This window comes from Nitrospira sp. (genome assembly GCA_024760525.1).
Classification (GTDB): Bacteria; Nitrospirota; Nitrospiria; order Nitrospirales; family Nitrospiraceae; genus Nitrospira_D.
In genome coordinates, this window is sequence record CP060499.1 from 3,405,747 (window position 1) to 3,424,370 (window position 18,624).

An 18,624-nucleotide genomic window follows, 5' to 3' on the forward strand; every position below is an offset into this window, starting at 1 on the left:
GACACCTCCCTCACATCACCCAGCGCGACAACCATCGGTTGTCCGCAAGGTTTTTAAGGTTAAAAGACCTCCAACACCCGCTTCGTCCACCCGAACATTCTGGCCCAGGTTCCTCCGTTACGAAGCCCGGCCGTCTCCAGTTCATCGACATGTCGCCGGGCATGCCACAAGAGACCAACCCCCGTCGAGTGACTGGGATGGCCGACGATATCTCTGAGCCCTCCGACACCGGACGGTACCCCTCGGCGCGCCGGAAGATTCAATACTTTCTCGGCGGCATCGGGCATGCCGTCCAACAGTGACGTGCCGCCGGTAATCACCACACCGGCGCCCAACATCCCTTCATAGCCGGCGCGGGCAATCTCTCTACGGACGAGGTCAAACATCTCGTCAACCCGCGGCTCCAAGATCTCGGCGATATCCCGCCGGGAAAATGTTCGAGCGGGCCGATCCCCGACCGAGGGCACTTCGACGATCTGATGTCCGGTCACCAACTCGGTCCGCGCCACACCATGTTGAGTCTTGATCTTCTCAGCTTCGGTTTGTGACGTGAGCAGGCCGATGGCCAAGTCCTTCGTCAAATTTTGACCGCCGATGGGGAGAACCGCCGAGTGACGGATACTGCCGTCCAGGAAAATAGCGAGGTCTGTGGTCCCTCCTCCCAAATCCACCATGGCCACGCCCAAATCGCGTTCTTCCTGACTCAATACCGCCTCACTCGAGGCAAGCGGCTGCAGAATGATGTCCACCACGTCGAGTCCCGCCCGGTTCACGCTTTTGACGATGTTCTGGGCGGAAGTGACGGCACCGGTGATGACGTGGACGTTGACTTCCAACCGATTACCCGACAGACCCAAAGGTTCACGTACTCCTTCTTGTCCGTCCACCATGAATTCCCGCGGCAGGACGTGCAGAATCCTCCGCTCATGGGGGATCACGGCGAGCGTGCGCGCGCTTTCGATGGCGCGATGGATATCTTCGCGGGTCACCTCGGCCCGCTTGAGCGCCACGACGCCCTTACAGTTTTCAGCGGAAATATGGCTGCCTGCGATACCGGTATAGACTGAATTGATCTGGACCGCCGCCATCAGTTCCGCTTCTTCGACGGCTTTCTTGATGGATTCGACGGTGCTTTCGATATCGACGACCACTCCTTTACGCAAGCCGCGCGAAGGGCTCGATCCGACACCGATGATGTTGAGACCTCCCCCATCGGTCATCTCCGCCACGATCGCGCAGATCTTCGTGGTTCCGATGTCGAGCCCGACCAGAATTTGATCCCGTTTTGGCACCGCCATCACCCCCCTTCGCGTACGATGATCCGGTTCTCGTACCGCAGATCCACTTCGTGCGCTCCGTGTCCATGTCCGTCAAAGTTGAGCGTTTTCAGCGTCGGTTTGATACGTTGGAACCGCTCCCACTGCTCCCCGATCGCTTCCTGCCCGAATTGGAATCGGACTCCCTGGACAAGGGCCACCAAATTCGACGGGTTATCCGCGTGTACTTGCAGCCGGCCATCGAGGGTTCTCCCGACCACCCTGGCGAGTTCGACGCCAGACACAATGGCCTGTCGTACCGCTTGCGTTCCTTGCAGCAACCCTTGCAGATCGATTCCCGTGACGAGAGGCAACGCGTCATCGTCGGTCTGACCGAGCCGGGAAAGTACATGCCCTTCCTCATCGCTCAGGAAATTCTGTGACTCAGCACGTACGATCGCCGCGGGCTTTCGTTCGACCACCGAGATTCGCAACTCATGAAGGGGAACACGGGTCACTTCAGCCGTTTTGACCCACGGATGAGATTCCACCTGTTCCTTAATGGCCGTCGTGACGATCAGGTGGAGCGGCGTCCCGGGTTTCACCTTAGCAAGGTCGAGCACGTTCTGTTTATCGATATGGTGCGCTCCCTCGACTGTGATCGTCGTGATCTCCAACAGATGTTGGAACGCCGGGCCGGTGTATCTGACGCCCATCACGATGAGCCCTGTCCCAAACGCTATCGCGGCCGCCACGCCGGCCCAACGAACGAGGGCCTTCCGTCTGGCGGCTTTCGCTCGTCCGGCTTCCTTCACGGCTTTCTCCCCTTGCGGATCCTTCCACTGATTCTTTCGTGGGCGTGCAGTCTCCGTCCGGCGTTTCTTCAAGAAGAATCGCATCACGCTGACTCCTGATTGACAGCTTGTGCGCGCCGAGCCGCGCGATCGAGCGCCGACTGCAGGATCCGCTCGACCAACGCGTCGTACCCGATTCCTACTTGAGCTGCGGCCATCGGCAGAAGACTGGTTTCTGTCATGCCGGGCACGGTGTTGATTTCCAGGACATAGGGCCGGCCTCTCGGAGTGATTCGAAAATCCACGCGGGCCGCTCCCTCGCAGCCCACCACGTCGTAGGTTCGGCTCGCCAGTTCACTGACTCGCCGAAGCACCTTGGGAGGAAAGGGAGCGGGACAGAGATACCGGGTCCTGCCCTTCTGATACTTGGCCGAGAAATCGTAAAAACCCTGAGGCGCCACGATTTCAATCGCCGGGAGTACGGTCGCGCCGTCCGTCGCCGTCCCAAGGATGGAAACGGCGGCTTCATGCCCCGGAATATAGCTTTCGACCATCACCTCCGGGTCATAGCGATGCGCCAGGGCGAGCGCCTCTTTCCATTGGCTCGTACGACGCACAATCGTCACCCCGATCGTGGAGCCCTGAGACACCGGCTTGACGACGACGGGCAATTCAAGTCGCGCCTCCCGTAGAATCTTCGCCAGTGACGGTCTGTCACCTTCCCGTACCACTGTTCCGGCAGGAACCGGAACACCGTGCGCAGCCAATAGCGTTTTGGTGACCGTCTTATGCATTCCCACGGCACTTGCCCGTACACCGGACCCTGTGTACGGAATTCCAAGCGTCTCGAGAAACCCTTGGACTGTTCCGTCTTCCCCTCCCGGCCCATGCAGCGAGAGAAAGGCAATGGCCACCTTCTGATCCTCCAAATCCCGATGAAGACGATCGGTGACGTCGATGGTCACCGCATCGTACCCGCGACGGATCAGCGACTGATGGACGGCGCGGCCGGTTTTCAGGGAAATCTCCCGCTCCGAAGATTGTCCTCCCATCAGCACGCCGATCCGCGCATCTGTCATTCGACCAGTCGGCATCGACATTCCCTCTCTTTACGCTTGCCCTACCAGTTTCAACTCCAATTCCAACTTGACCCCGGTCTTGCGAGCGACCTGAGCGCGCACCTTTCTGATGAGCGACAGCACGTCACCGGCGCTGGCGTGGCCTTGGTTCACAATGAAGTTGGCATGTTTCGTCGAGACACAGGCATCGCCGACCGACGCTCCCTTCAGCCCTGCCGCTTCGACGACTCGCCCCGCTGAATCGTTCATCGGATTCTTGAACACACAGCCGGCACTCGGCAGCGTGAGCGGCTGGGTATCGCGGCGATAGCGCAGATACTCCTTCACCACCTTTTCAATGTCCGCCCGCACCCCCGGCTTCAGCTGAAGCCAGACTCCGACTACAATGCCCGGTGGTACCATCGCCCGGCGATACTCAAATTCGATCGTTCTGGCTTGACAATCGATGAGCGTGCCGTTCGGCGATACGATCCGGACCGCTTTCACCGAGTCCTTCATTTCGCCGAGCCTCGTTCCCGCATTCATGACCACACAGCCCGCCACACTTCCCGGTATACCGGCAGCCCACTCCAATCCCGCCAAAGACCGGCGGATGGCATAACCGATGAGTGTCGGCATCCCGACACCTCCCTCGGCATACAACACAGACCCTGGTTCTTCTGTGATGGCGCGTAACTTTTCCAAACCGACCACCACACCTCGAATCCCTTTGTCGCGAACGAGGAGGTTGGTGCCGCCCAATACAAAAATCGGAAGCTTCTGTTCATACGCCTGTCTGGCAAGCCGGACGACATCCTCCACGTCGGCAGGCAGAACCAGGACGTCAGCCGGGCCGCCGATGCGGAACGATGTGTAGTCCTTAAGGGGTGCATTGAAGCGAACCGTCCCTCGCAGGCCGACCACCGCCGACCGTAATCTGTGTTCGGAATATCTCGGTCGCGCCTTGGACTCATGTTGCAGACTTTGGGACATAGTGGGCCATCACGTGGACTCAAGGCGGGAGAGAATTCCGGTTCCCGCCTTCCAAATATCACCCGCCCCCAACGTCAAGACGAGATCGCCAGGCCTCAGGTAAGGCAAGACCTGATCCGGCAGAGTTTCCTTGCGCTCAATAAAGGTCACCGATGGATGGCCGGCTGCTTTGATCGTTTCAGCGAGGGCCGCGCCGGACACTCCCGGAATCGGTTGTTCACCCGCCGGATAAATGTCGGTCAAGAACAAGGCATCGGCGTGATCAAAGGCATGGGCAAACTCTCCGATACAATCCCGTGTTCGGCTGTATCGATGTGGTTGGAACAGCACGACCAATCGACGATTCCAGCCCTGCTTGGCGGCGGCGAGGGTCGCCTTCACCTCCGTGGGATGATGACCATAATCGTCGACCACCATGATCCCACCGGTTTCGCCGCGCAGATGAAAGCGCCGTTCGACGCCGGTGAAGGCCGCCAGCCCTTTCCGGATTAGATCGACCGGAACCTCTAGTTCCATGCCGATCGCGATCGCGACAAGGGCATTCGACACGTTATGAATGCCGGGGACGGTCAACCGGAAAGGGCCGAGGTTTTTCCCTCGAAAGTACGCACGAAACTCGGCGCCCCATTGCTTAAGACTGACGTCCGTTGCTTTGAAATCCGGCGCCACCCCATCCCGATCGAAAAGTCCATAGGTGTGATAGCGCTTCACGATACGGGGAAACAGCCCGCGGAGATGATCGTCATCGGCACACAACACCGCCAATCCATAAAAAGGGATCTTGTTGATGAACTCCAAGAAACTCTCGTTGATCCGCTCCATCGAGCCATAGTGATCAAGGTGCTCACGGTCCAGATTTGTCACGGCGATGATCGTCGGAGACAGCCGAAGAAACGATCCATCGCTTTCATCCGCTTCCGCCACAAGCAAGTCGCCTCGTCCAAGCCGCGCATGGCTGCCCAACGCGTTGACCTTACCCCCGATCACCATCGTAGGGTCGAGGCCGCCCTGCGCCAATACGTTCGCGACCATCGAGGTCGTCGTCGTCTTACCATGGGCGCCGGCGATGGCCACTCCGAACTTCAGGCGCATCAGTTCCGCCAGCATCTCTGCCCGTGGAATCACTGGAATCTGCTTGGCCTTCGCGGCCACCACCTCGGGATTGCTCGCCGCCACGGCGGACGAAATGACGACGACTTGCGCTTCCCCCACATTCGATTCTTGATGACCGATGAAAACTTTTCCGCCGAGTTCTTCCAGTCGCCTCGTCGTCTCAGAAGCGTGCAGATCCGAGCCGGTCACTTTGTACCCCATCGTCAGGAGGACTTCCGCGATCCCGCTCATACCGGCGCCCCCGATTCCGACGAGATGAATCTGCTGTGTCTTACGAAAAAGCGTCATATGATTCACCCGTTGTCGTCTCGTTCCACTCTGTGTCCTGGTGCCTTGTGCCCCAACAACGCTAGCCTCCGGCCGCTCCAATAGATCGGTTGATGTCATGTGTCACTCCCATCAGCGCGTAACATTCACTGACGATCACGTTGCCGGCATCGATTCGTCGCATCTCCAAACTTTTGCGTTGCATGCTCTCCAACTGTTGCGGGTCCGACAGGACGGCTCCGATCGTCTCGCTCAATTTCATTCCGGTCAGCTCCGCCTGAGCAAGCACAATGGCTCCCCCTGCCGCTTCCATCGCCCGAGCATTCTTCATCTGGTGGTCATAAATCGCCGTGGGTAACGGAATCAGAATCGCGGCTTTGCCACAGGCGGTCAGTTCGGCGATGGTCATCGCACCGGCACGAGCCACCACCAAATCGGCGGTGCGCAGAACAGCGGGCATGTCATAGAGAAACGGGACCACCGTGGCGTGTACCCCCTGGATTCGGTAGGCCTCGCTGACTCGTTCACAATCTCCGTCCCCGGTTTGATGCGTGATAGAGAGGCCGGGGAAACGGTTCCTCAATTGAGTCAAGCCCTCCACCACCGCGGTATTGATGGCCTTCGCACCTTGGCTGCCTCCGAAGATCAGCAAGTGGCGGCTAGCCTGCTTGGTTGCTTGATCACGGCGGTCTGATTGCGCCAAGAACTCTTGTCGGATCGGTGTCCCAACCACACGCACTTTTTGAGCATCAAAGGAGGCCCCGGCCGATTCAAACGCCAAAAAGATCCGCTGTGCAAACGGAGCCACGACTTTGTTGGCCAAGCCGGGATACGCATTCGGCTCCAAAATCACCCGGGGAACCCTTTTCAAGGCAGCGGCCGCCAGCATGCTTGGACTCGTATAGCCTCCCACACCGATCACGAGATTCGCCTGCCGACTTCTCAGAATTTCACACGACTGCCAGATCCCGATGGGGACGGATAACACACCGCGAATGATATCCAGCAATCCTTTCCCCATCACCGGCTTGGCTGTGATCAGCGCCAATTCAAATCCCTCATGAGCGAGCACCCGAGACTCAATTCCCCGCGCGGTTCCGACAAAGAGAATCTTGGTGGAAGAATCCCGGTGTAAAAACTCCCGCGCCAGCGCGACGGCCGGATAGAGATGCCCGCCGGTCCCTCCTGCGGCGATTACGATCGTCATCGTCGATTCGACCAACCACGCCCGCCCCGAGGTCTCATCTCTTCCCGTCCGGCCTGCCGATCCCTTGAGATGTTCAGCAAGATCCCCACACCGGCCAGGCTCATGACCAACGAAGACCCGCCATAACTGACGAAGGGCAACGTGAGCCCCTTCGTCGGCAACAACCCCGTCACCACGCAGGCATTGACCAACGCCTGGGTGCCGATAAGCGTTGTGATACCGATCCCAAGGTAGCGCCCGAACGAGATGCGCGCCCGGGTGGAGATCTGAAATCCGCGAACGACAAACAGCACGAACAGAAGAATAATGATGCCCGTCCCGGCAAAGCCCAGTTCCTCGCCCACAAGCGCCAACACAAAGTCTGTGTGTGCTTCGGGGAGAAAGAACAGTTTCTGCTTGCTTTCTCCCAACCCGACGCCGAAGAGCCCCCCGCTCCCAAACGCCAAGAATGATTGGGTAATTTGGAATCCCGTATCCGACGCATCTTTCCACGGTTCCAGAAACGCCATGAGCCGCTGGCGCCGATAGCTGGAGCTCAGAACAAGTACCAGACCGACCGGCACGGCACACAGCGCCAACGTCGAGAGGTGAGACAGACGTGCACCGCCGACGAACAAGAGGCCGCCTGTCACAAGTCCCAGGACCACCACGGTCCCCATATCCGGTTCCATGAGGATCAACCCGCTGAGGACGCCGATCACCAGAAGCGCGGGCAGCAACCCTGTCGAAAAGGATTGGAGCCGATCCTCCTTTCTTGCCAGGTAGGCTGCGAGATAGATCACACCGATCAATTTCACCATTTCGGCCGGCTGAATCGAAATAGGCCCCAGCCGCAACCAACGCCGGGCTCCTTTCGCCGCGACACCGATCGATGGAATCAATACGATGATCAGCAACGCCGTGACGAGACCCAGGAGCGGAAGAGCCAGACGTTTCCACCAGATGTAATCGACACGGGATGCCACGTGCAGCAGCATCAACCCGAACACCAGCCACGCGAGTTGCCGCTTGAGGTAGTACCAGGAATCGTGGAATCGATTGCCCGCCACCACCGCGCTCGCGCTGAACACCATCACGAGGCCGACAAACGCCAGGATGAGTGTCACGAACAGCAAGAGGTGATCCATACCGACCCGCTTTGACGCCTGCGGGGCGGCGGTAGACCACGGCAATGCCAGGGTCCCTGCAGATCTCTGTGACATCGTACGGTGTCAACGCTCCTCTGCTTTGCCGTCGGTTTATGCCGGCAAAGATTCCACGAGTGCTTTAAACTGACGCCCTCGATCCTGATAATCCGCAAACATGTCGAAACTCGCGCAGGCCGGTGACAGAAGCACCACGTCCCCTGCGTCAGCTCCCGATGCCGCCGATTCAACGGCTTCACGCAAGGAGCTTGCCCGCTCAGTCCCTTGATACCCCTGCATCGCATTCGCAATCAGCGGAGCCGCCTCGCCGATCAGAAGCAGTCGCTTCACTCGCTGACGGATTGCAGGAGCGAGCCGGGAGAAATCTCCCCCCTTGTCGCGGCCACCGGCGATGAGCCAGATCGGCTGGTCGATGCTCTCCAGCGCCTTGAGCGTGGCATCCACGTTGGTTCCTTTGGAGTCGTTGATGAACCGTACGCCTCGCCGCTCCCGAACGACTTCCAACGCGTGCTCCAATCCGGGGAATTCCTTGAGCGCCTGACGAATGATACTGAGAGGACATCCGCTCAGCAGGGCATAGGTTGCGGCGACCATCGCGTTCTCGATGTTGTGATTACCGATGAGCTTGATCTCGCTCCGTCCGCATACTTCCTGAGTCCGCCCCTCGATGGTGATCATGATGCGATCGCGATCAAGATATGCCCCACCGGCCAGTTCGTGAGGCAACGAGTGGGTCCTCGTGAACCCCAGCGTGCGAGCCCTCACGTTCCGCCGTAATGGAGCGACTCTTGGATCGTCCAGGTTGAAGAGGGCGTAATCCGACGGAGTTTGGTTCTCGAAAATCCGGTTCTTGGCGGCGACATATTCGTCGATCGACCCATAACGATCCTGATGGTCCACGGTCACATTGAGAATCCCGGCGATCCATGGATGGAACTGCTCCACCGTTTCGAGCTGGAAACTGGACACCTCCACCACCAAGGCGTCGTACGGGCAGGGCCGGCCATGCTTCATGGCCTGCAGGGATTGGAGGGCAGCTTCACTGAACGCCGTCCCGAGATTCCCGCCGACAAAGACGCGCTTTCCACTCTCCTGCATCATCTTCCCGATCAGCGTGACCGTCGTGCTCTTTCCGTTTGTACCGGTGAGCGCCAGGATCGGAGCGGAAAGAAATCGCGAACCGAGATCAAGCTCACTGATGACCTTCACACCTCGCCGACGTACCCGTTCAAGGGCCTCCATCCGATAGGGGACTCCCGGACTGATGACCACCAATTCGGCGGTGTCGAGGGCCGATTCATAGCTGTTGCCCAGAACGAAACGGATCGTCGCCTGGTCCAATGATCCAAGCAGGCTGACCAGCTCTCCTCTCTCCTTACGGTCAGCCACCGTGACCAGCGCGCCGGCTTCCTGCAATAAGCGAGCGGCAGCGAGGCCGCTCCGTGCAAGTCCGACAACCGTCACGTGCGCTCCTGCCAGTTGCATGGTGTCCGCCCCCACCATCCCCATCACCTCAACTTGAGTGTGCTCAGGCTCAGTAACGCCAGCAGAATGGCGATGATCCACAGACGTACGACGACTTTGGGCTCTTCCCAACCTTTCATCTCAAAGTGGTGGTGAATCGGAGCCATGAGAAAGATCCGCTTCCCCCGGGATTTGAACGAGGCCACTTGAAAAATCACCGACACGGCTTCGATCACGAAGACACCGCCGACCATCAGCAACAACAATTCATGCTTGCTGATCACGGCCACCGTTCCAAGGGCCGCTCCAAGCGGAAGTGAACCGACATCGCCCATAAACACCGAGGCCGGGTAGGTATTGAACCAGAGGAACCCAAGGCTTGAGCCCAACATGGCCGCCGTAAAAACCGCCAATTCTCCCGCGCCCTCGATGTGAGGAATCAGGAGATACTCCGACATCAATCGATGGCCGGTGACATAGGCCACGACAGTGTATGCCAATGCCGCAATCATCACCGGCCCAACGGCCAGCCCATCGAGACCGTCGGTAAGATTGACGGCATTGGAACTGCCGACGATCACAAGGATGGCAAAGACCACGTAAAACCATCCCAAATCCGGCATGAAATTCTTGAAAAACGGCACACTGAGCTTGGTGTTATAACCGGGCAATGAATACAGAATCAGCGCGACGACGAGCGCAACCGCTATCTGTGCCGTAAACTTTTGCGCCGCCGACAGTCCCTTCGACTGGGCCTTGATGAATTTGAGGTAGTCATCCGCAAAACCGATGGCACAAAACCCCAAGGTCGCCACCAGAACCAGCCAGATGTGGGGTCGCGAGATATCGGCCCAGAGCAATGTCGACAGAGTGACGGCAAAGATGATGAGGATTCCCCCCATCGTGGGTGTCCCGCTTTTAGCCAAATGCCGTTTCGGTCCGTCGTCGCGTATTTGTTGACCCAGCTTGACCTCTTGGAGCTTTCGGATCACCCAGGGCGCGAGAATAAATGCGATCAGAAATGCTGTGACTGCGGCATAGATGATGCGAAAGCTCAGGTAGCGAAACACATTCAGGAAGGAGAATTCGGTGTGAAGCGGATAGAGCCAGATATACAGCATAGTATGGACGATTCTTACGAAGCCTTCTTTGCCGAGCGTTTGATTCCCTGGAGTGCGTCCGCCACGAGTTCCAACCTCATCCCGCGGGACGCCTTGATCAGCACGACGTCCCCCGTTCTGACGATCGCTTTCACAGCAGCGGCAGCAGTTCGTGCATCCCGCGCTTCGAGAATGTGAGTGTGATCAAGCCCCGCCTGCCGTGCCCCTTTGGCAATGCTTCGGCCTAACGCCCCGCAAGCCACAAGTTGATCGACCCCGTGACGCGCCACAAATCCGCCGACTTCTTCGTGCATCTGAACGGCGTTCGGACCGAGTTCCAGCATGTCTCCCAAAACGGCGATCTTTTTTCTGTTCGCTCCGGCTTGCACGAGCAACTGCACGGCCGCTTTCATGGAGGCGGGGTTGGCATTGTAACAGTCGATGATCAGCTTCACGCCGCGATTGACCAGCACCTGCGACCGCATGGCAGCGGGTCGAAAACGGGAGAGTCCCTGAGCGATGACCGCTCCAGGAAAACCCAAAACCGATCCGACCGCTCCTGCAGCCAATGCATTGGTGACGTTGTGCTCGCCTTGGACTCGAATATGAACGATCGTGTGCCGTACCTTTCCTGGAAGCAGAAGACGAAAGATCGTCCCATTGCGCCCGTCGGATTTGACATCCATCGCACGGACGTCGGCCTTCGATGAAAACCCGAACGACACCACCCGGCATCGAGCTCTCGCGGCAAGATAGTCAAAGTATGCATCATCAGCGTTGAGAATCGCCGTTCCGTCGGCCGGAAGCAGATCGAGCAACTCCGCTTTCGCTTGAGCGGATGCGTCCATACTCCCGAAAAACTCGAGATGGTCGGGACCGATATTCGTAATGATCCCGATCGTGGGCCGGACGATTTCGCAAAGCCTGGTCGTCTGACCGAGGTTATCGACCCCCATCTCGATGACGGCCCCTTTGTGCCGATCATTGAGGCGGAGCAAGGTCTGCGGAACTCCCAATCGATTGTTCAGGTTGCCCTCGGTCTTGAGGATTTTCCAGTGATGCGCCATGACGCTCGCGACCATTTCCTTCGTCGTCGTCTTGCCGTTACTTCCTGTGACTGCGACGACAGGGATCTGAAATCGGCTCCGGTGGTAGGCGGCCAACTGCTGGTAGGCGAAGAGCGGATCGCGCACACCCAGAATAATCGGCGCCGTGCGTTTCAAGCCCGGCTTGAGGGCAAGCTTCGACACATCATAAGAATCGAGCACGATGGCGCCGGCCGCTCCGCGCGACAGCGCCGTCGCTACAAAGTCGTGCCCGTCAAATCGATCTCCTCGTATCGCCAGAAAGAGATCGCCCGGCTGGAGAGAGCGAGTATCGAGGCTGATGCGGCGTATACGCTGCTTCGTCCACCCGGCTCCTCCGCCGGCCAAGACTCGATCGCTGATCACTTCCCGCAATTCTTCGACGGTAAACAGCGCCATCTGGATGCTTCCCTGCACCGGTCGATTCCTACACCTTGAGCTAGACGCGGACTCCAACTCGTTCGATCGCGTCGCGCGCGACTTCGCGATCGTCGAAATGGAACTTCTGTGTGCCGATGATCTGGTAATCCTCGTGCCCTTTGCCGGCGATCAACACCATATCTCCTGCGCGGGCTTCCCGCACAGCTTCCTTAATGGCCTCTCGTCGATCAGCTACTTTTCGATATTGGACGTGTGACCGTTGTCGCAGTGCGTCGATTACTCCGACTTCTACTTGTTCGAGAATGGCGTGGGGATCCTCGGTCCGAGGATTGTCCGAAGTGAGAATCACGACATCACTGTAGCCCACTGCCGCTGCTCCCATCTTCGGCCTCTTCCCCCGATCGCGATCTCCACCGCACCCAAACACCGTGATAATGCGTCCGGTCTTCAACGCTTGCGCCGCCGTCAGCAGCCGAACGAGAGCATCTTCGGTATGGGCATAATCTACGACGACTGTAAAAGGCTGACCCCCTATGACACGTTCGAACCGTCCCGGCACATTGATGACCCTACCCACAGCCTGACGAATCTGATCGGGTGTCGCCCCTTCGTGAAGGGCCACCCCGATAGCGGCCAGCAAGTTGTAGACGTTATGCTCACCGACAAGATGACTTTCGACGGGAAAGTTTCCGACCGGAGTCGCAGCGGTAAAAGTTGTTCCCTGAAGCGACAGCCGTACCGCTTCGGCACGCAAATCCGCTTTATTCTTTAACGCATAGGTCCAAACCGGGGCAGGGCACTGCTCGGCAATACGGGTTCCATAGGAGTCATCCACGTTGACGATGGCCCGCTTATTCGCCTTCCGTCCTCCGGTCAATCCGGTAAAGAGCCGCAACTTGGCCTGAAAATACTCCTCCATCGTCTTGTGAAAATCGAGATGATCCTGAGTCAGATTCGAAAAGACCGCTACATCGTATTCGCACCCACTCGTGCGATCTTGCGCCAAGGCATGAGAAGACACTTCCATGACCGCGGTGGTGCACCCGGCAGCCACCATCTTGTCGAGCAGCTGCTGCAATTCGAGGGCACCGGGAGTCGTGTGCGCCGCCGGTATCGCATTCCCGCCGATCTGATACGCAACAGTTCCTATCAATCCCACTTGGCGGCTCAACGCTTCCAACAGGGCTTTGCAGACATACGTCGTGGTCGTTTTCCCGTTCGTCCCCGTGACACCGATCATTCGGATCCGCGAGGACGGGTCTCCATAAAACCGGCTCCCAAGAAGACCAAGTGCCTTCCGGGAATCCTCGACCTGTACGAACGGAACGGGCACCTCACGCACCGGCTGCTGCGTAACCAGCGCAACCATCCCCCCTTTCATGGCCGCCGGAATGAAGTGATGCCCATCGACCCGCTCTCCTTTCACGGCGACAAAGAGGCTTCTGGTCGAGACGGCTCGAGAATCATCGGTGATGGCGTGTATCGGCACGCCGAGATCTCCGTGTTGTTCAAGAATCCTTACATGTCCTTCAAGCGTTTGAAGCATGGTTGCAAAGGTCATCGGCATTTCCAAGTACGATCACGATTTCCGCGGAGCCATCGCCAAGGTAACCGGCTCATTCGAGGACACGCCCAAGTAGCCTAACACCTGCTCACCGACACGACTGAATACGGGTGCGGCCACGGTCCCACCCCACGCTTCGCCCTGAGGCTCATCGATGACCACAATCATGGCAAGCCGTGGGCTGTCTGCCGGGACATACCCCGCGAACGAAGACACGAATCGAGAGTTCGAATAGGTTCCTGTCCGAGGATCGATCTTCTGAGCCGTTCCGGTTTTCCCAGCGACCCTGAATCCAGGAATGGCCGCCTTCACGCCGGTGCCGTCCGTGACGACGCCTTCTAGAATCTTCGTCATGCTATGGGCGGTTTCCGGAGAAATCACGCGTCGCTTCGCCTGAGGCGGCACCTGTTTAATGATATGGCCGTCAACGTCTCGGATCTCTGAAACCACGTAGGGCTTCATCAGCACACCGCCGTTTGCAAGAGCGCCGACAGCGGATGCCATTTGAATCGGCGTCACCCCTATCTCCTGCCCCATTGAAATAGACGCAACGGAACGGCGGCCCCAGTCTTTCGGATTCTTGACCAACCCCGCCCCTTCTCCGGGAAGATCAATCTCCGTTCGCTGCCCGAATCCGAATGCTTGAAGATAGCGATACAGCCGCTGCTCTCCCAACGCCATACCGGTCTTCGCCGCTCCAATGTTACTGGACTTCTGAATAACCTCGGCAAAGGACATCCACCCCAGCTTTTCATGATCATGAATCACGGTGTTCGCGACAGTCATGTGACCGTGCTCTCCGAACACCATCGTATTCGGCTTCACCACCCGCTCTTCAATGGCGGCCGCAGCCATCATGGCCTTCATGGTTGACCCTGGTTCATACGCATCAGTGAGGGCCTTATTTCGCCAGCGATCAGGACTCAAAGCCGAAACGACATTCGGATCGAATCGCGGGCTGATCGCCATAGCCAGCAGCGCTCCCGTCTTCGGATCAAGCACAATCATCACACCTGATTTTGCCTGGGCGCGGGAGACGGCATCTTCCAGCTCCCTTTCCGCAATATATTGAATCACCTCATCGATCGTGAGCGTGAGACTATGACCCGACGTGGGAGTCCGCTCCATCAACCCCTTGGGAAACACCGTACGTCCGAAAGCATCACGCTGCAGCACCATCATGCGCTTTTCGCCGTGCAAGGAAGATTCGTAGCGGCGCTCCACACCTTCCAATCCTTCGCCGTCCATGCCCGCAAAACCCAACACATGCGCGAGTAGTGGCCCTTTGGGGTAGAATCGCCGCCCTTCCATCACGACCCCGACTCCGTCAAGCGACAAGCGATCAAGTCGGCGCCCCTGATCAGGGTCCAGTTTTCGAGCCAACCATACGAAACTCCGGTCCTGTCGAAGCTTTCTCTCCAGCTCATCAATCCGCACATGTAGAACAGGCGCCAGCTGCCGAGCAGTCTTGGCGGGACTTTCCAATGTCGTGGGAACTCCGAACACGGACGGCACCTCTACGTTCATGGCGAGAATCTTGCCGTGCCGATCGACAATAGTACCGCGCGCCCCTTCAAGCGAGACTGTTTTCTGATGCTGTCGGTCCGCTTTGACGGAGAGTTCAGCCGCCTGCAACACTTGCAAAGTGACCAGCCGGAACAGGACCACTCCAAACCCACAGAGCAACACCAGCAGCAGCACATATCGACGGCCACGAGAGAAAGAACCGGACACTAGTACCTCCCGCTGGGAAGATCATTTCTAGCGACTTTCACTTCGGCCGGCACAACGTCTGTGGGCTGGACACCGCTCGGCTTGGTTTGAACCACGATAACCTGACCTTGCTGGGGCAGACTCATACCCAGTTTTTCTGTCGCCACCTTCGCAATTCGGTCGGACGCACTCAATGCCGAAACCTTGACGCGGAGTTCGTCCCGCTGACGCTCCAACACCGTCTTGTCACGCTTCAACCGTTCAATGTGATAACCGACCCGAACCATATCCACGCGCTCCCACACAAACACGAATACCAGACAAAGCCCTAGGAGAATGGTCAGAGTCTTCATGACAGCCTCAACTTCGGTTGATGTTCCGCGACTCGCAACTTGGCGCTTCGCGACCGTGGATTCGCTGCACACTCTTCTGCGGAGGGAAGGATCGGTTTCTTCGTGAGCACTGATAGCCTGGCTTCGGCCCCTTGCGCGAGAGACCGGAAGGTATGTTTGACGACACGGTCTTCGAGAGAGTGAAAAGAGATCGCGCAGATTCTCCCGCCGGTCGACAGGACTTCCGTCGCATCCCGCAGCGACGGCTCCAAGCTTTCCAGTTCTTGATTCACGGCGATGCGAAGCGCCTGAAACGTCCGTGTCGCACAATGGATCCGTCCATGACGATACGAAGCCGGCACCGATCGGGCGATGACGGACACGAGTGTCTCTGTGGTCTCGATGACGCGGCGCTGTCTTTCTTGTACGATCGCTCGAGCAATGCGCCGCGCATATCGCTCCTCTCCATACTGAAAAATGATGTCGGCGAGTTCGTGCTCCGGAGTGCTATTCACCAAGTCGGCGGCGGTTTTACCTGTCGTCTGATCCATGCGCATATCGAGCGGGCCTTCTCGCTGAAAGCTGAACCCTCGCGAAGCATCGTCCAGCTGCGGAGACGAGACGCCGAAATCGAAGAGCACACCGTCCACCGTAGAGACACCGGCTTCGACAAGATGCCGCTTCAAGTCTCGATAATGTCCGTGGCGCAACACGATACGTTCACCAAATCGAATCAACCGCTGCCGACAGAAATCAATCGCCTTGGAATCTCGATCTAATCCTATGACTCGTGTTCCAGCCGTAGTTGATTCCAGAAGCAATTCTGCATGCCCACCATATCCCACCGTACAATCGAGAATCGTCATTGGCTGATTCAAAACGAGCCAATAAAGAACTTCCTGTCTAAGTACCGGCACATGCACGAATTCATTAACAATACTTTCACCCACTCATTACCACTTTCGCCCACACCTAGCGAAGTATACTCTCGCCTTTGTGGTTGTCAACAGTATTTTCAGTAACTTAGAGAGATCTCACATGATTATATCCACGCCTATCCCCTTGACAAAGTCCTCAATAAGTTGCAGGGTGCAGGCCCTGTGGATAGGGGGTGTTGAATGACACCCCACAAGCCCATCTGGAGCCTGCTGGATATGCTGGAACTAAACGCGGCTTTTTTTGTAGAAGTCTCAGCTGGCCTGAATATGATTGAGAATATGTCTCAGGATTTTCATCAAGATCCTGATGATTGGCGTGAGATGAATTCTAAGATCTTAGGCAGGTTACGAGAGCAGTGTGTAAATCTTCATCTGGATCGCATTACTCGCAAAATTAATCGATTAACAAAGACGATCGAAACAGACTGCAAGAGGAGCCTTGATTTTAAGCATGACCTTAAGACTCATGCAACGCTAATCCATGATTTGTTGGTGGATATTATTGATGAGTTTAACTCTCGGCTTTTTCTCATGCTTTCAGAGGATAAGCGGGAATGGTATTCGCTGGAAGATAGACCTATTTTTGGTGAATCAGTCGCTCGGGCGTGCCCAAGATCTACCTATCAAATAGCCGAGGCTGCGCGATGCTTCGCATTAGAGCGGTGGGATGCCTGTGTGCATCATCTTATGCTTGCCCTGGAAGAGGCGTTGCGAAAATGGGCAAGGAGGCTTGGCATAAAATGGACAGGCGGGGGAAAACAGCAACGAGAGTTACTATTCTCGAACTGGGAAGACATATTTGGCGCTGCTAGGGCACATATTAATAAATTGAAATCCAATCCGAAGACCGCTGCGCTAGACGCAAAGATCCAGAAAATTAACGAGACTATTTCTCATTTTGAGTTGGTAAGAGATGCATGGAGAAATCACTGCCAGCATGGGCGAGATACTTATGATGAGCGTAGATCCAAGAATATTATTGACCATACTGAAACATTTATGCGCGATCTTTTTTCAAAGAATCGCGGGTAAACGGGAGTCCTATTTGCTTAGGCTTTCTCTTAAAACAGCGTTCCTTGATGTTCTTACTTCTAGCTACACGTCGCTAACACACGGTCCATCATGGCGAAGGCATCACGGTTATTGAAACGGAATGAGAACTCATCCAGGTAGAGCGGAAGGTACTTGTCGGAGACTCTATGAAACACGCCCATAATCCCCCGCTTGACCAAGGACCATACGTTTTCAACGCCGTTCACATGCACTCCGTCAGGGCTGACGTAGGTTTGAGAATGGTTCACGGTCTTATGGGCAAATTCAGAACTATCCAGCCAGAGATAGGACTTAAACTCATCGGTATGCATCTCCGATCCTGGCTCAACATTCTTCCGAATGAAATCGGCGAGGGTGCGCTTTGATGCGTCATGTATGGCTTTCAATCGGATCTTTCCTGAAGTCCGCTCTTTTATGCCCACTACAGGAACTTTATTGGAGAGTGCGGGCTGACGTGGACCTTTACTTTTGCCACCGATGTAAGTCTCGTCAATCTCAACAATCCCCGAATACTTCCGACAAAACTGGGGGTCATCCTGCATAGCGAGGCGAATCCGATGGGCCATATACCAAGCAGTCTTATAGCTCCCAATTTCCAATTCCCGCTGCAATTGGGTAGCGGCCATGCCCTTCTTGGCCGAGCAGATCATGTAGATCGCCAGGAACCATTTCACGAGGGGCAGGTGCGAATCATGGAAGATGGTCCCAACAGTCACGGAATATTGATACCGGCAGGCAAGGCACTCGTACAGGTGCCGTTCTTTGCCAGTCTTGCCTTCGGCAGTGAAGGTCATGATGCGCTTGCTCTGACAGTGGGGGCATTCCAGGCCCTTCGGCCACCGGATGCGCTCTAGGTGCTTAATGCACTTTTCTTCGGAGTTGAACCTGGAAACGACTTCAAAAATGCTTTGTTTCTTAGCCATATATGCCTCCCCTGTCCTGACCTGTGGGAGATTGTGGCACACATGAAGATACTTTGTCAACGGGATAATCGTCAGCCAGGGGATCGGGAGGTATCGAGTAGTTACGAGAGCGGCAATCTTCGATCATTTTGCCCTTGCAGAGCAGTTGCGAAGGGTCTTTTCGAAAGCCGAAATCTTTTCAACCCTCCAACTCTTGGGGTTTCGTTGACTTCCAAGGACTTGAGTTAGAAAATGCTTT

General features: G+C 56.7%; 16 protein-coding genes. 1 reads left to right on the plus strand and 15 read right to left on the minus strand.

All coding sequences use genetic code 11. From position 1 onward, the window contains the following. Window positions 1-59 precede the first annotated feature (59 nt). The 14 genes from ftsA to rsmH all read right to left on the minus strand — a co-directional run bounded on the left by ftsA (window position 60) and on the right by rsmH (window position 16,410). Window positions 60-1,298 (minus strand): cell division protein FtsA, encoded by a 1,239-nt coding sequence (gene ftsA / locus H8K04_16045; GenBank protein ID UVT15307.1) that lies wholly within the window; start codon window positions 1,296-1,298, stop codon window positions 60-62. Further along, entirely contained in the window at window positions 1,298-2,158 is an 861-nt protein-coding gene (locus tag H8K04_16050; protein UVT15308.1) for an FtsQ-type POTRA domain-containing protein, read from the minus strand. Before H8K04_16050 ends, ftsA begins: the two co-directional genes overlap by 1 nt. Beyond that, a complete protein-coding gene (locus H8K04_16055) occupies window positions 2,155-3,144 on the minus strand; it encodes a D-alanine--D-alanine ligase (protein ID UVT15309.1) in 990 nt (329 codons plus the stop codon). Before H8K04_16055 ends, H8K04_16050 begins: the two co-directional genes overlap by 4 nt. Before the next feature lie 15 nt (window positions 3,145-3,159). After that, complete coding sequence (murB, locus tag H8K04_16060; protein ID UVT15310.1) at window positions 3,160-4,101, minus strand: UDP-N-acetylmuramate dehydrogenase; 942 nt, start codon at window positions 4,099-4,101, stop codon at window positions 3,160-3,162. A gap of 9 nt (window positions 4,102-4,110) precedes the next feature. Further along, entirely contained in the window at window positions 4,111-5,502 is a 1,392-nt protein-coding gene (locus H8K04_16065) for a UDP-N-acetylmuramate--L-alanine ligase (protein ID UVT18017.1), read from the minus strand. A 61-nt stretch (window positions 5,503-5,563) separates the two neighbouring features. Further along, window positions 5,564-6,688, minus strand: coding sequence for an undecaprenyldiphospho-muramoylpentapeptide beta-N-acetylglucosaminyltransferase (murG, locus tag H8K04_16070; GenBank protein ID UVT15311.1), 1,125 nt, complete (start codon window positions 6,686-6,688; stop codon window positions 5,564-5,566). Continuing rightward, window positions 6,685-7,890: a putative lipid II flippase FtsW gene (gene ftsW, locus H8K04_16075; GenBank protein ID UVT15312.1), complete on the minus strand. Its 1,206-nt coding sequence runs from the start codon at window positions 7,888-7,890 to the stop codon at window positions 6,685-6,687. Before ftsW ends, murG begins: the two co-directional genes overlap by 4 nt. A gap of 36 nt (window positions 7,891-7,926) precedes the next feature. Further along, window positions 7,927-9,336 carry a UDP-N-acetylmuramoyl-L-alanine--D-glutamate ligase gene (murD, locus tag H8K04_16080; protein ID UVT15313.1) on the minus strand — a complete coding sequence of 470 codons (1,410 nt, stop codon included), beginning with the start codon at window positions 9,334-9,336 and terminating at the stop codon, window positions 7,927-7,929. A gap of 5 nt (window positions 9,337-9,341) precedes the next feature. Next, window positions 9,342-10,418 carry a phospho-N-acetylmuramoyl-pentapeptide-transferase gene (locus H8K04_16085; protein ID UVT15314.1) on the minus strand — a complete coding sequence of 359 codons (1,077 nt, stop codon included), beginning with the start codon at window positions 10,416-10,418 and terminating at the stop codon, window positions 9,342-9,344. Window positions 10,419-10,432: 14 nt separating this feature from the next. Further along, window positions 10,433-11,899 carry a UDP-N-acetylmuramoyl-tripeptide--D-alanyl-D-alanine ligase gene (locus H8K04_16090; protein UVT15315.1) on the minus strand — a complete coding sequence of 489 codons (1,467 nt, stop codon included), beginning with the start codon at window positions 11,897-11,899 and terminating at the stop codon, window positions 10,433-10,435. Between the two features lie 22 nt (window positions 11,900-11,921). Continuing rightward, window positions 11,922-13,424 (minus strand): UDP-N-acetylmuramoyl-L-alanyl-D-glutamate--2,6-diaminopimelate ligase, encoded by a 1,503-nt coding sequence (locus H8K04_16095; GenBank protein ID UVT15316.1) that lies wholly within the window; start codon window positions 13,422-13,424, stop codon window positions 11,922-11,924. 18 nt (window positions 13,425-13,442) lie between these two features. Continuing rightward, on the minus strand, window positions 13,443-15,161 hold the full coding sequence (locus H8K04_16100; GenBank protein ID UVT15317.1) for a penicillin-binding protein 2: 1,719 nt from the start codon (window positions 15,159-15,161) through the stop codon (window positions 13,443-13,445). Next, complete coding sequence (gene ftsL / locus H8K04_16105; GenBank protein UVT15318.1) at window positions 15,161-15,493, minus strand: cell division protein FtsL; 333 nt, start codon at window positions 15,491-15,493, stop codon at window positions 15,161-15,163. Before ftsL ends, H8K04_16100 begins: the two co-directional genes overlap by 1 nt. After that, complete coding sequence (rsmH, locus tag H8K04_16110; protein UVT18018.1) at window positions 15,490-16,410, minus strand: 16S rRNA (cytosine(1402)-N(4))-methyltransferase RsmH; 921 nt, start codon at window positions 16,408-16,410, stop codon at window positions 15,490-15,492. The genes ftsL and rsmH overlap by 4 nt, the downstream gene beginning before the upstream one ends. A gap of 180 nt (window positions 16,411-16,590) precedes the next feature. Here rsmH and H8K04_16115 point away from each other — a divergent pair, with 180 nt between their 5' ends. After that, window positions 16,591-17,442 carry a hypothetical protein gene (locus H8K04_16115; GenBank protein UVT15319.1) on the plus strand — a complete coding sequence of 284 codons (852 nt, stop codon included), beginning with the start codon at window positions 16,591-16,593 and terminating at the stop codon, window positions 17,440-17,442. Between the two features lie 59 nt (window positions 17,443-17,501). Here the strand turns inward: H8K04_16115 and H8K04_16120 are convergent, their stop codons facing one another. Further along, on the minus strand, window positions 17,502-18,386 hold the full coding sequence (locus tag H8K04_16120) for an IS1595 family transposase (protein UVT15320.1): 885 nt from the start codon (window positions 18,384-18,386) through the stop codon (window positions 17,502-17,504). Window positions 18,387-18,624 lie beyond the last annotated feature (238 nt).

Coding starts and splice junctions, on each gene's coding strand:
- ftsA (UVT15307.1), bottom strand. CDS start 1,298: ATGGCGGTGCCAAAACGGGATCAAATTCTGGTCGGGCTCGACATCGGA.
- H8K04_16055 (UVT15309.1), bottom strand. CDS start 3,144: ATGCCGACTGGTCGAATGACAGATGCGCGGATCGGCGTGCTGATGGGA.
- murB (UVT15310.1), bottom strand. CDS start 4,101: ATGTCCCAAAGTCTGCAACATGAGTCCAAGGCGCGACCGAGATATTCC.
- H8K04_16065 (UVT18017.1), bottom strand. CDS start 5,502: ATGACGCTTTTTCGTAAGACACAGCAGATTCATCTCGTCGGAATCGGG.
- murG (UVT15311.1), bottom strand. CDS start 6,688: ATGACGATCGTAATCGCCGCAGGAGGGACCGGCGGGCATCTCTATCCG.
- ftsW (UVT15312.1), bottom strand. CDS start 7,890: ATGTCACAGAGATCTGCAGGGACCCTGGCATTGCCGTGGTCTACCGCC.
- murD (UVT15313.1), bottom strand. CDS start 9,336: ATGGTGGGGGCGGACACCATGCAACTGGCAGGAGCGCACGTGACGGTT.
- H8K04_16085 (UVT15314.1), bottom strand. CDS start 10,418: ATGCTGTATATCTGGCTCTATCCGCTTCACACCGAATTCTCCTTCCTG.
- H8K04_16095 (UVT15316.1), bottom strand. CDS start 13,424: ATGACCTTTGCAACCATGCTTCAAACGCTTGAAGGACATGTAAGGATT.
- ftsL (UVT15318.1), bottom strand. CDS start 15,493: ATGAAGACTCTGACCATTCTCCTAGGGCTTTGTCTGGTATTCGTGTTT.
- H8K04_16115 (UVT15319.1), top strand. CDS start 16,591: ATGACACCCCACAAGCCCATCTGGAGCCTGCTGGATATGCTGGAACTA.
- H8K04_16120 (UVT15320.1), bottom strand. CDS start 18,386: ATGGCTAAGAAACAAAGCATTTTTGAAGTCGTTTCCAGGTTCAACTCC.